This window comes from Sporosarcina sp. P26b (assembly GCF_002743245.1).
GTDB lineage: Bacteria > Bacillota > Bacilli > Bacillales_A > Planococcaceae > Sporosarcina > Sporosarcina ureae_C.
The window spans coordinates 57634-70306 of the sequence record NZ_PDYW01000005.1; the positions used below are offsets into that span (position 1 = coordinate 57634).

Annotated in this window: 10 protein-coding genes and 2 riboswitches; of the genes, 8 read left to right on the top strand and 2 right to left on the bottom strand. The window is 42.5% G+C overall.

Going from position 1 to position 12673, the window contains the following annotated elements:
* Window positions 1-44 precede the first annotated feature (44 nt).
* A riboswitch (SAM riboswitch) is annotated at window positions 45-148 on the top strand.
* A 253-nt stretch (window positions 149-401) separates the two neighbouring features.
* On the top strand, window positions 402-1682 hold the full coding sequence (locus tag CSV69_RS07125; protein ID WP_099693039.1) for an O-acetylhomoserine aminocarboxypropyltransferase/cysteine synthase family protein: 1281 nt from the start codon (window positions 402-404) through the stop codon (window positions 1680-1682).
* Between the two features lie 47 nt (window positions 1683-1729).
* Here the strand turns inward: CSV69_RS07125 and CSV69_RS07130 are convergent, their stop codons facing one another.
* The gene (locus CSV69_RS07130; protein WP_099693040.1) at window positions 1730-3220 is read right to left on the bottom strand and encodes a glycine betaine uptake BCCT transporter; all 1491 of its coding nucleotides are present in this window, start codon (window positions 3218-3220) and stop codon (window positions 1730-1732) included.
* Window positions 3221-3582: 362 nt separating this feature from the next.
* On the opposite strand from CSV69_RS07130, the gene CSV69_RS17015 reads away from it, so the two are divergent.
* The 6 genes from CSV69_RS17015 (at window position 3583) to CSV69_RS07160 (ending at window position 12063) form a co-directional block, all read left to right on the top strand.
* The gene (locus tag CSV69_RS17015) at window positions 3583-3759 is read left to right on the top strand and encodes a hypothetical protein (protein ID WP_099625366.1); all 177 of its coding nucleotides are present in this window, start codon (window positions 3583-3585) and stop codon (window positions 3757-3759) included.
* Window positions 3760-3900: 141 nt separating this feature from the next.
* A riboswitch (cobalamin riboswitch) is annotated at window positions 3901-4085 on the top strand.
* 144 nt (window positions 4086-4229) lie between these two features.
* Window positions 4230-6359, top strand: coding sequence for a DUF4430 domain-containing protein (locus CSV69_RS07140; protein WP_099693041.1), 2130 nt, complete (start codon window positions 4230-4232; stop codon window positions 6357-6359).
* Window positions 6360-6441: 82 nt separating this feature from the next.
* Window positions 6442-8781 (top strand): S-layer homology domain-containing protein, encoded by a 2340-nt coding sequence (locus CSV69_RS07145; RefSeq protein WP_158232620.1) that lies wholly within the window; start codon window positions 6442-6444, stop codon window positions 8779-8781.
* 113 nt (window positions 8782-8894) lie between these two features.
* Complete coding sequence (locus tag CSV69_RS07150; RefSeq protein ID WP_255396863.1) at window positions 8895-9737, top strand: energy-coupling factor transporter transmembrane component T; 843 nt, start codon at window positions 8895-8897, stop codon at window positions 9735-9737.
* Entirely contained in the window at window positions 9719-11392 is a 1674-nt protein-coding gene (locus CSV69_RS07155) for an ABC transporter ATP-binding protein (protein ID WP_099693044.1), read from the top strand. The genes CSV69_RS07150 and CSV69_RS07155 overlap by 19 nt, the downstream gene beginning before the upstream one ends.
* The gene (locus tag CSV69_RS07160; protein ID WP_099693045.1) at window positions 11365-12063 is read left to right on the top strand and encodes an ECF transporter S component; all 699 of its coding nucleotides are present in this window, start codon (window positions 11365-11367) and stop codon (window positions 12061-12063) included. Before CSV69_RS07155 ends, CSV69_RS07160 begins: the two co-directional genes overlap by 28 nt.
* Window positions 12064-12231: 168 nt before the next feature.
* Here the strand turns inward: CSV69_RS07160 and CSV69_RS07165 are convergent, their stop codons facing one another.
* A complete protein-coding gene (locus CSV69_RS07165) occupies window positions 12232-12426 on the bottom strand; it encodes a hypothetical protein (protein WP_099693046.1) in 195 nt (64 codons plus the stop codon).
* Here CSV69_RS07165 and CSV69_RS16785 point away from each other — a divergent pair.
* Window positions 12425-12610: a hypothetical protein gene (locus CSV69_RS16785; protein ID WP_158232622.1), complete on the top strand. Its 186-nt coding sequence runs from the start codon at window positions 12425-12427 to the stop codon at window positions 12608-12610. The two genes, CSV69_RS07165 and CSV69_RS16785, sit on opposite strands and share 2 nt — an antisense overlap.
* Window positions 12611-12673 lie beyond the last annotated feature (63 nt).

A 12673-nucleotide genomic window follows, 5' to 3' on the forward strand; every position in this document is an offset into this window, starting at 1 on the left:
ATAGCCGTATACTATTTTTCAACGATGGAAAACGAATAGACACACTCTTATCAAGAGCGGCGGAGGGATTAGGCCCTGTGATGCCCGGCAACCGGCGAAAGCAAAGGTGCTACTTCCTACAAACTATAAGTAGTTTGGAAGATAAGGGAGGAATAAGCGAAAGCGCAGCCCTCTTCTTATTAGGAAGAAGGGTTTTTTGTGTACCTAAGCTCCCTCTTGCACTTTTCGAGTGTCTAGTTCCAGAGGGCAGCTGCTCGGGACGTTTCGGTCTAAACGAAAAGGAGAAGAACACTCCTTTGTGTTCAGCCCTCCAACGCCTGTCGCAGCTAGGCGCCCTCTGCCACTTTTCGAGTGTTCCATCGATACATGATAAAAAGACATGATAAAAAAGGGGAATGGTTATGACGAATTTACAGCCAGAAACGATTTTATTACATGGAGGGCAAAAGCCGGATCCGGAGTCGGGTTCACGTGCGTTGCCAATTCATCGTACGACTTCTTATGTATTCAGAGACACGGAACATGCTCAAAACTTATTTGCCTTAAAAGAAGCAGGCAATATCTATACACGTATCACGAACCCGACAGTAGCTGTTTTCGAAGAGCGCGTTGCACAGCTTGAAGGAGGGACTGCGGCGGTTGCGTTGTCTTCCGGAATGGCGGCCATTGCGTTCTCTATTATGAACATTGCCGAAGCTGGCGATGAAATTGTTGCAGCTAGCAATCTGTACGGTGGTACATACAACTTATTTGCTGTGACATTACCGCGTTACGGTATTACTGTAAAGTTTGTTGATGCTTCTGACCCGAAGAATTTTGAAGCAGCCATTACGGATAAAACAAAAGCCTTGTTTGCAGAAACTATCGGTAACCCAAGCTTGCAGGTTCTGGATGTGGAAGCTGTTGCGAATATCGCGCATGAAAATGGGATTCCATTGCTTGTCGATAATACATTCCCATCTCCATATGGCTCGAATCCGATTGAATTCGGTGCGGACGTTGTTATTCATTCAGCAACGAAATGGATTGGTGGGCATGGTACGACAATTGGTGGAGTAGCGGTCGATGCAGGTAAATTTGACTGGACGCAAGGAAGATTCCCTGGGTTCACAGAGCCTGATGAGTCTTACCATGGCTTACGTTACGGTATCGACACTGCAGCGGCTGCTTTCGCAACAAAACTGCGTGTGCAATTGCTAAGAGACTTTGGTCCATGTCTAGCTCCTGACAGTGCATTCAACTTGTTGCAAGGCCTAGAAACACTTCATTTACGCGTACCTCGCCACAATGAAAATGCGCAGAAAGTGGCGGCATTCCTGCAAGGTCATGATGCAGTAGAATGGGTGACATATACGGGTCTTGAAGATCATCCTACAGCGGAACTGGCTACTAAACACTTGAAGAACGGGTACGGCTCCATCATTGTATTTGGAATAAAAGGTGGTCGCGATGCAGGTCGCGAAGTTATCGATAATGTGGAGATTTGGTCTCATGTCGCGAACGTTGGGGATGCAAAGTCGTTGATCATCCATCCAGCTTCGACTACACATCAACAGTTATCGGCAGAGGATTTGAAAAACTCGGGTGTAAGCGAAGAACTAATCCGTCTATCAGTCGGATTGGAATCGGCAGAGGATATTATTGCGGATTTGAAACAAGCAATTGAAAAAGCAACAAATTGATATACAAAAAAGGAACACCTCGCAAATTTGCGTTGGTGTTCCTTTTTTTACTTGCGTTTTATTCGTTTTCGTTCATCCTTCAATGATTTGAACAGGGAAGTAACCATCATAATCAGTATAATGGAGAATGGCAAAGCGGCAATAATAATGACGTTTTGCAATGCGTCCAATCCACCCACATAAAGTAGGATAATTGCGATGGAAGATTGAATGACACCCCATACAATTTTTAAATTATTAGGCGGAGTCAATGAACCGTACGACGACTGCATGCCGAGTACAAATGTAGCCGAATCCGCTGAAGTAATGAAGAATGATGTAATCAGCAAGATGGCAATGATGGAAATCACAAATGACCAAGGTAGTCCACTGAACATCTCAAAGATTGTCAGTTCAGTTGCGCTTGAAGCCAGGTCGATAATGCCTGCTTTTTGTGTTTCGATCGCTGTAGTACCGAATGCTGCGAACCAAACCATACTCAATACTGTAGGTACAACCAGTACGCCTATCATGAACTCGCGAATCGTTCTGCCTTTTGAAACGCGTGCAATGAACATACCGACAAATGGTGACCAAGCTATCCACCAAGACCAGTAGAAAAGCGTCCAGTCATTGAGCCATGAACGATTTTCAGGCGTCAGTGGTGCTGTACGGAAACTCATTCGAATCAGATGTTCCAAGTAACCTCCGATAGAATCAGTGAACATGTTGAAGATTAATAATGTTGGGCCGAGCGCGATAATGAAGATTAACAAAGCTAATGCCAATATCATATTGGTATTGGATAAAATTCTTATTCCTTTTCCAAGTCCACTCCATGCGGAAATCATGAATAATACCGTCACTATTGCGATGATGACGAACTGTGACCAGAATCCAATTGGGATATTGAATAAGTAATTGAGTCCGGCGTTAATCTGAACCGCACCGAATCCAAGTGATGTAGCTACACCAAAAACAGTAGCGAATATCGCGAATACGTCAATAACCGTCCCTAGTTTTCCGTCCACACGATCACCAAAGATTGGACGAAGTGTTGCGGAGATTAAGCCGGGTTGCCCTTTACGGAACTGGAAGTACGCTAATGCTAAAGCCGTCATACCGTAAACGGACCACGCATGGAATCCCCAGTGGAAAAATGTTTCGCGCATTGCTTCTTTATAAGCGGCTTTCGTTTCAGGAGCTGTTGTAGCAGGGTCTACTGCATAATGCGATAGTGGTTCTGCTGCCCCATAGAATACAAGACCGATCCCCATACCTGCTGAAAATAACATAGCAAGCCATGAAAATAATGAAAATTGTGGTCTATCCGTGTCTTTCCCCAATCGGATTCTACCGATCGGACTGAATATTAAATATACTGAAACGAAGAACAACATGGAAACAGTCAGTAAATAGTACCAACCAAATGAATCTGAAATAAAGTTCTTTATAGTAGATGTGATTTCTTCGAAGTGCACGGGCGCAATCACGCCGTACCCGACTGCCAATACGACAGCCACTAACGTAATATAGAATGATATCGATACTTTTTTCATATGTCCTCCTTATATTTCATGTAGTCCCACGTTGGAGCTGAATAATTGCATCGTCTTCGTAAAATTACAGACATACACTTAATACTACCCACATTCGTAGCGTGTAAACGTTAAAATTTTTACATGTCCTTTACGGTCTTATTACTACAATGATTCATAGTAAGAAAAATTTTTCTCACGCACAGATGCGGGATTCGACTATATACTGGATTATTTTTACGGAACTTCGTGTCGGATGCATTGTGACAGTGTACAACACTTGGTGAAGAATTTCCACGTATAGCAGTGTGTAGTGTTCGTGTAACGTAGAAAGTACAGCCGTGTTATACTAAAGAAACAAAAGATATGAGGAGGAGACTACCATGCAATATTCACAACCTAAAATGCTTCAGCTTGTAAAACATAGTCCCGAGTTGAACAGACGTTTGAAAGAAATCATGAAAGAACACGAACTTGAAAAAAGCTTTGCTTTAAAAGCACTCTATCACGCAGAAGTGAAAGACGGCGGAGTGTACCAGCGAGATTATCAGGAACTGTAAGCTTTTACTCGATGATATGGCTTGAAATAAAATAAACAGTATTCAAAAAAAGACCAATGAAAGAAATCTTTCATTGGTCTTTTATACTATTCTTTTAAAATAACAAAAAGTAGCAAGCAAGCTTGTGATATACTATTGTAAAATTGAATAGAATATTTTGGTTCTTTACATTACTGTAAAGATGAAAAAGGAAACAGGTGAAATTCCTGTACGGTCCGGCCACTGTAAATGGGAAGTATCTTCAGAATACCACTGGTGAAAAACTGGGAAGGTTGAAGATATGATGATCCATAAGTCAGGAGACTTGCCAAAATAACATGCGTTACGCCTCCCAGGAAGAGGTATGCATATTGTATTGGATGTAATAAGTTAGTAGCTGAAGTCCGTCTATACATAGTGCCCTTGTCTCTTTCTGGAGGCAAGGGCTTTTTTGTGTTCAATTTACCAAACTAGGACGAGGGGGAATTGATTTGTTTAAGCGTTATGTATCCATCATGGCAAGTGTTTTACTAGCAGTAACGATGCTGTTACCTGGAAGTAGTTCAGTTGCTTTAGCTAATACGGAGGTTCAGCAGACTAACACGAGCATGCAAGCTGCTACTTATACGATAGATATAGAAGTAGAAGGCTTGGCGGGTGTGATTTTAAAGGAACCGATTCAAATTACAGAGGGACAAAATGCAATAGATGCGCTGAAGAAAGCATTGGATAGTAAAAGCATAGACTACTCAATCACAGAAAGTGAATGGGGAGCTTATGTATCTTCTATTAATAATGAAGAAGCAGGTTCTTTAGGACATTGGGATGGCTGGATGTACTCGGTTAACGGTAAGGAACCAAATGTCGGTGCATCGGCTTACGTACTAGAGCAACAAGACAAATTACGCTTCTATTATGGACGTTACGCAAGTTTATCTACGTCTGGAAGTATCCAGACAGGCTCAGATTCATCAATTACGGTAAATTTAAAAGGCGATACGTTTACTGATCATGCAACGAATCCAACAAATTGGGTTAGCAATCAGTCGAATGTGGAAATCATTTCAATTACGAAAAAATCAAATCAACAAATAGTCATTCATTTCAAAGGAACATTGGATCAAGGATTCTTTCAAATTACTCCTATAGACAAGGTGACAGTAGGGGGAGGCGCGAATTCATTAACTGTTGAAGTTACTGAGGAATTAACACGAACTCAAGATGCAATTCAAAAAGCGGCAAAACAAATGATGCAAGGTCCAATCCAAAGTGAATGGGAAGCAATTGGATTAACAAAAGCAGGTTTTGATATTCACGCTGATTATGAAGAATCATTTTATAGCAACTTTGAGGATCAAATCTTAAAGAAAACAGGAAAAGGTCGTCTGAAAATAACGGATGTTGAAAGAATAGCAATGGCTGCCGTCGCCATTGGAAAAGATCCAAAGAATGTAAAGCAATTTGACTTAATCGAGAAGATTTACAACAGTGAAAACTGGACTTACCTAGACTCTGATAGCATGACGTATCAAGGTAATAATGGTCCAATCTTTGCACTCATTGCATTGGATACAAAAAACTATTCCGTACCAGAGAATGCCCGTTGGAATCGTGAAAAGATTGTTGCTGAGCTATTGAGAACACAATTAGTAGATGGATCATGGAGTCTTGCAAATGATCCTCCAGGAAAGACTAGCTATGACATTACTGCCATGGCGCTAATAGGATTGGCTCCTTATACGGATCAACCCGCTGTTAAAAATGCAGTGGAACAGGCAGTAAACTTTTTATCAAAGAACCAAGGTGCAACTGGCGGGTTTAATGAGGAGTTTGTAGGCGGTATTTCAAGTGAAGCTACTTCACAAATAATTATTGGATTAACAGCAAATAACATTAATCCTCAAAGTGAAATGTTCACTAAGAATGGTATCAACTTGATCGATCATCTTTTAAGCTTCCAAGCTGAGGATGGTGGTTTCAAACATACAATTGGTGAAAAGGGTTCAAATGGTATGGCAACTGAGCAGGCACTACAAGGTTTAGTTGCGTATGACTTATTTATAAAAGGTGAAGGACGTCTATATGACTTTTCGAAAGAGATTTCACAGACCAACCCTGAAATTGAACAAAATACGGCTATATTAAAAGGTCTATTGAATGGTAGTCTATTAAACATTCAGAAGAGTAAAGATAATATCTGGTCTCCTATAGCACTTGAAAATGCACAAGCCAAAGAAGGATACTTCATCGTTCAAGCTGGAGAAAATGGTACTAAAAAAGAAGTGAAAGTACCGAATGGAACGAAAAAAGTATTCTTAGTCGATAACGATCGTTCATATAAGGATTTTGATATTGCTGTAGTTACGCCGAACAAACCATGGACAATCACATTTAATGAAACGGTAAAGGATTCAGTAGATAACCTTTCAAAAATCTACGTTGAAGATATCCAAGGTAGTAAAGTTCCAGTAAATGTAACGGCGAATGGAAATAAAGTGACTGTTACACCACAATCGAACTATACAAGTGGACAACTTTATTCATTATTTATTGTTGAACCGGTATCGGATAAAGATACAACACTTAAACAAGCAACACGTAAACTATTCATCATCCAATAAGACACTTTTTAAAAGAAGAACATAGGAGGTATGCGTTATTTCTATCATCAAAAATTTCACGAAAATAACAGCAGCATTCGCATTGGCGAGTGCAGCTGTCCTCATGCCGATTGCTCCTTCATTTGCAGAGCAACCGACGCCGATCTATGAAAATCAATCTACACAGACATTACAGCACTCTATTACCATCTCTTCTACAGAGATACCGATGCCTCTTTCTACTGTGGAAGTCCATGAAGGTGACACAGTTCTAAGCGTATTAAAACGCAGCGTAAAGGCTAACGACATAAAAATGAAATATAGAGGCGGCGATGGCGAGACCGCTTATGTTGAATCAATTAATGAAGTAGCCGAATTTGACCGCGGACAAGGCAGCGGCTGGATGTACAGCGTCAACGGTACCTTCCCGAATCGTGGAGCCGGTGTCATTAAGCTTATCCCTGGCGATAAAGTGGAATGGAAATATACGACGGATTTAGGTAAGGATCTAAACGCGGATCTATTCCCGTTCCGTGAAGACTTGGAGCCTAAGATTTCAGTATCAGGAGTGACTTCCGGAACAACCGTTACGAAGTCTACTCTTTCTTTCCAAGTGAACGCAGCTAGTTATTTCGGCACAGCACTTCAGCCGACTGCTACTGTAAATGGTAAGCAAACAGTCGTGACGGGAAATACAGTAAACGCAGTATTGCAAAATGGTGAGAATACTATCGTTTTGAAGGCGACGGATGCGAAGAATGATTCGGTTACGAAAACAATGAAGGTTACGTACGCGCCAACTGCGAAACCTGAACCGAACCCTTCACCAAATCCAAACCCAGTACCTAACCCAAACCCACCAACGGAGCCACCGGTAGTGAAGCCAGAACCGGAAACACCGTCTGCTAAAGATTATGCTCAGCTTGTCACTTCAGCAATCGACAAGGCAAGTGCGCAGATGCTTTCTAGTTCGATCGAAAGTGAATGGCAGGCAATCGGACTTGTGAAAGCAGGTAAGAAAGTTCCGGCTTCTTATAATAAAGCGTTCTATGAAAACCTGAAGGATCAAGTGACAAGCCGATCTGGCAAAGGCCGCATGAAGATTACGGATGTAGAACGTTTAGCGATGGCAGCCGCAGCAATCGGTATTGATCCGATGAACGCAGACGGCAAAGGATTTAATTTAATCGATAAAATCTTAAATAGTGAAAAGCATTTGACAGGCGCAGATAGCCTGACGTATCAAGGGAATAACGGTATTATCTTCGCGTTAATTGCATTGGATGCTAGAAATTATCAAGTGCCAAGCCATTCAAAATGGACGCGTGAAAGTCTAGTTGCAGAACTATTGAAACATCAGAAAGACGATGGTTCATGGAGCCTGTCAACGAGTAAAGAAGGATCAACGAGCTATGATATTACGGCAATGGCGTTAATCGGAATTGCACCGTATACCGATCAGCCGAAAGTTCGTCAAGCGATGGACCGGGCAGTGAAGTTCTTGGCGGATGCACAAGGTCCAACAGGTGGTTTTGATGAAGCATTTGTTGGTGGTATTTCCAGTGAAGCGACGTCACAAGTCATTATCGGCTTGACTGCGAATCAGATCGATCCACGTATGCCCATGTTTACAAAGAACGGCATCAACTTGATCGATCACCTATTGAGTTTCCAAACATCTGACGGTGGATTCCAGCATACAGCAGGTGATAGCCGATCGAATAGCATGGCCACAGAGCAAGCTTTGCAAGCATTAGTAGCATTTGATTTATTCACGAAAAATAAAGGTGTATTGTACGACTTCAAAGATGTACCGGTTCTTCCGGCTCCAAAGCCAGATCCTGAACCAACACCTAACCCAGATCCGAAACCAGATCCAGAACCAAAGCCAGAACCCACTCCGACTCCACAGTTTACGGATGTTACAGGGCACTGGGCAAATGAATATATTAATCAGGCGGTTGAGCAAGGAATCGTAAGCGGTTATGAGGATCATACGTTCAAGCCGAATCAATCATTGACGCGTGCTCAAGCGGTATCTATCATTGTGCGGGCGCTGGACTTGAAGACGGATAAGAAAGCACCATTCTTGGATACGCAAAATTATGCGTCAAGCACGCAAGCACAAATTGCGGCTGCCTACCATAATGGTATTGTGAATGGAAAAGACGGTAAATTTATGCCGGCACAAAAAGTAACGCGTGCTCAAATGGCATTGATGTTATTCCGTGCGTATGAAGTGAAGAACGGTGAAGCGTATACGATTAAGCAAGTAGCGCCTTTCCGTGATATTCATTCATACAATATGGAAGCGATACGGGCGATGACGATGCTATATGATTTGAATATGGCTAAGGGAGAAAAAGGCAACTTCATGCCAAGTAACTCTACGTCTCGTGCACATGCAGTAAAAATGTTAATCGAGTTTTTGAATACAAAATGATCAGGCAATCTTGCATCCACGTGGTGCAAGATTATCTGTCTTTATCGTAGATTGTGTGGAGAGAGAGGGGAAGGGCTGTGGGCAATGGAATACAGGCAATTCACCCTTTCGTAATGTTTTTCTATTATATTTGCATAGGATTTTTTGCGATGTTTTTTAACCACCCGCTCTTTTTGCTGGGGGGCAGTCTTTCATTGATTGCAGTCAATTTATCACATGACGGCGGTCGAGCTATGAAGCAGTGGGCACCGTTGATGATCGTGATGACGGTAGTTATTATTGTGATCAATCCGTTCATTAATTCAAGAGGGACGCATGTGTGGTTTTATATTTTCAGGAAACAAGTGACGTACGAAGCGACGCTATATGGTGTCGTGACGGCACTGTCGCTGTTGATGATACTGCTAGTCTTCGTTTCGCTAAACAATGTGTTGAATGGCAATAAATTATTATACATATTTGCAAGAATCTTACCACGTACCGCTTTTTTGATTATGATGTCGATTCGTTTCGTACCTTTATTGAAACGACGTTTAACGGAAATACAGGATGTACAACGGTTGAAAGGAATGACTATGACACAAGGGACGTTGCGTGAAAGAGCAAAGAGTGGCATGTCGATGTTGCAAATTCTGTTGTCGTGGTCATTGGAAGAAGCTGTAGAAACAGCAGATTCGATGAAAGCAAGAGGCTATGGTTTAGGTAAACGACGACCTTATATCCCCTATCGCATGACGAAATCTGATACGAACTGGTTGAGCTATTTAGTTATATTCTTTGCTTTATGTGTCACGGGTGGGGTGATGGGCTTTGGAAAAATCATGATTTATCCGGAACTAGGTACATTGCATTTGTCGTTCTCTGATTGGATAGTATTCATTTGCGGAATGGCCATTGCGTTGTTTCCAGTATTTGTAGAGGGGAGAGAACAACTGAAATGGAATTATTCAATTTGAAGCACGTCTCGTTTTCTTTTCCTACTACAGATCAGCAAGTGCTATCGGACGTCACACTTTCCGTTAATGAAGGAGAATTCCTCGTTATTGGCGGTGCTAGTGGCAGTGGCAAGACGACTTTATTGAAACTGTTGAAGAGGGAATTGACGCCTGTCGGGAAGCTCGAAGGTGATATTTTGTATAAAAATAAACCGATCAGCGAGTGGGAAGAGAGGCAGATGGTCGAACAAGTAGGCTATGTGTTCCAAGATCCGGACAATCAAATCGTCATGGATGAAGTGATGCAGGAGATTGTCTTTGGGCTAGAAAATTTAGGGTATTCAACGTTTGAAATGCGCAAGCGTGTAGCGGAAATGGTGCATTTTTTCGGAGTAGAGGACTTGCTGAATGCAAAACCTTCCGAGTTGTCTGGTGGCCAGAAGCAATTATTGAATCTATTATCCGTCCTGCTCATGAAGCCCCGTGTACTATTACTCGATGAACCGACATCACAACTTGATCCGGTGGCGGCAAAAGAATTGGTGCTGATGCTAGAGCGATTGAATAAAGAAACTGGCATGACGATCGTATTGGTGGAGCATCGTTTGGAAGAATTATATGCAGTGGCAGATCGTGTCGTTCTGATGGAATCAGGAAAGATTCGATATGAAGGGAATAGTCGACAAGTAATCGGTAATCTGTACGCAGAGGAAGCGTCGCAGTTCTTTCCGTATGTACCTGCTTTTGCACGGCTTTATATGGAAATTGAAGAAAATCCCGTTGTCTCTGCAATACCGCTTACGGTGAAAGAATGTAAACAGTGGATTGGCCGGGAAGAGCGGCAGATCGTGCCTGTTGAATTGCAATCTACCCTATCTAAGAAGCAAATAATACTTGAAATGGATGATGTGTTTTTCCAATATCAAAAGAAAGCGCCTTTTATCTTGAAGAGTTTTACGTTGCGTATTCAAAAAGGCCAGTTCTTTGCGATGGTCGGAGGAAATGGTAGCGGGAAGACGACTGCATTACGTGCAGGTCTTGGCAGTATTAAACCCCAGCGAGGCAAGGTGCGTTTACTTGGGCAAGACATGAAGAAGATGAAGGATTCTGAGTGGCTTGGGAAAATTGCCTACTTACCGCAAAATCCGCGAACGTATTTTGTTCAGCAAACGATTGAAGAAGAGATGCAAACGATTGGGGAGCGCTTAAAGCTATCCGATACGAAAGAACGTATGAATCGTCTGCTTGAGTCGTTTGGGATTTCCCATTTACGTGCGCGTCATCCGTATGATTGTTCAGGTGGCGAAGTTCAGAAAGCGGCCCTTGCCTGTATTTTGATGGGTGAGCCTGAAATGTTGTTCATTGATGAGCCGACTAAGGGGATGGATCCAGTGTCTAAACGACATCTCGGCGAGTTATTATATGGGTTGCAGCAAGACGGACTGACTATTTTCATGGTGACACATGATATCGGCTTTGCAGCGAGTTATGCAGAGCGATGTGCGATGATGTTCGACGGTGAAATAGCAGCAGACGGTACACCAGATGAATTATTCAAAGGCAATTATTTCTACACGACGGCGATTAATCGAGCGACAAGGGAAACTAGGCGGCCGGAAGTGTTGACGTATGAGGAGGCTGCTGCCACATGGGGCGTTCGCGAAAGTATTTATTGATAGTATCGGTCATATTATTGGCGTTACTCGTGATTTCAATTGTCTTCTTTCATTATAAAGCCTATCTTCTATTGAGTATGATTATGATTGCGGCGATTATGATACCTTTCTTTGCTCGTTTTGAGTGGCGGGATGTAGGGGGAAGGGAAGTCGTTTTACTAGCCATGATGGCAGCTATTGCAGCAGTCGGGCGCGTGCCATTTGCAGGACTTCCGAGTATCCAACCGACTTCATTTATTATCATTATGGCAGGATTGGTTTTTGGGGCGGAGTCGGGCTTTATCGTTGGAGCAGTGGCGGCGATTGTTTCGAATTTCTTCCTAGGACAAGGTCCATGGACGCCTTGGCAGATGTACGGATGGGGCATGATGGGGATGACAGCCGGATTATTGCGTAACACGTCATGGATGAAAACGTTATGGGGGAAATGTACATTTGGTTTCATCTGGGGCTATATTTTCGGTTGGATCATGAATATGTGGGTGATTGTTGGAAATATCGAATCGCTGACGTGGAGTTATGTCGTTGGAATCTTCGTTTCGAGTGTCTACTTTGACTTGGCGCATGCTGTATCGAATGTGTTTTTCATTGTAGTGTTTAGTGCCAGTTGGATGAAAATCTTGCGACGAATTCAGGGGAAGTATGGATTGTTGCAGGAACAGCCTGGATAGGAGAGGCTGAGACAAAACCTAATGAAATAGAAAAACCGCGTGAATCCAATTTACCAGCACATTGGGTTCACGCGGTTTTTATTTTGTGCTTATTGTTACTTGGAATAGATTTACTGCTTAAGTCTCAGCACTTTCAAAATGACGATTTACTAGTGCTACATTCTAAATTTAAGGATGATTAATCGGGTGATCCTCTTCAGTCAATGGATTCTTTTTTGCATTGGCATTTTTCTTCTTGGCCGCGTCGTTTTGTCCGACTACATCAAAATCATCGGGACTCAGGTCATAACCGAAACCATATTCCTCACGCATGTTGTTAGCATTGTTCTTGCTGTTCTTGTTGTTCTTGTTCTTGTTTGGCATGTTTGTCACCTCCGTTATAGAAGTGTGGCTCGTTTTTGAAGGATTATGCATGGGCTATGAGCGGTTAACGACGCGCAATGAGCGGTTACTGGTCGTCTATGAGCAGTTAAGCGGATCTATGAGCGTTAGCGCACTGGCTATGATCACTTGCAGGTTTCTAAGAGCGGATGCGGCAAAGCAATGAGCGCAAAGAATTTCATTCGAAAACTTCTTAAGAATTTCTTCATATTTATCCTCGTTCTTTGTT

Bases quoted from the DNA above. Each gene is read 5' to 3' on its own strand.
- CSV69_RS17015 (WP_099625366.1), top strand. From the start codon at position 3,583: ATGCAATATTCACAACCTAAAATGCTTCAGCTTGTAAAACATAGTCCC.
- CSV69_RS07160 (WP_099693045.1), top strand. From the start codon at position 11,365: ATGGGGCGTTCGCGAAAGTATTTATTGATAGTATCGGTCATATTATTG.
- CSV69_RS07155 (WP_099693044.1), top strand. From the start codon at position 9,719: ATGGAATTATTCAATTTGAAGCACGTCTCGTTTTCTTTTCCTACTACA.
- CSV69_RS07150 (WP_255396863.1), top strand. From the start codon at position 8,895: ATGTTTTTCTATTATATTTGCATAGGATTTTTTGCGATGTTTTTTAAC.
- CSV69_RS16785 (WP_158232622.1), top strand. From the start codon at position 12,425: ATGTTTGTCACCTCCGTTATAGAAGTGTGGCTCGTTTTTGAAGGATTA.
- CSV69_RS07125 (WP_099693039.1), top strand. From the start codon at position 402: ATGACGAATTTACAGCCAGAAACGATTTTATTACATGGAGGGCAAAAG.
- CSV69_RS07130 (WP_099693040.1), bottom strand. From the start codon at position 3,220: ATGAAAAAAGTATCGATATCATTCTATATTACGTTAGTGGCTGTCGTA.
- CSV69_RS07165 (WP_099693046.1), bottom strand. From the start codon at position 12,426: ATGCCAAACAAGAACAAGAACAACAAGAACAGCAAGAACAATGCTAAC.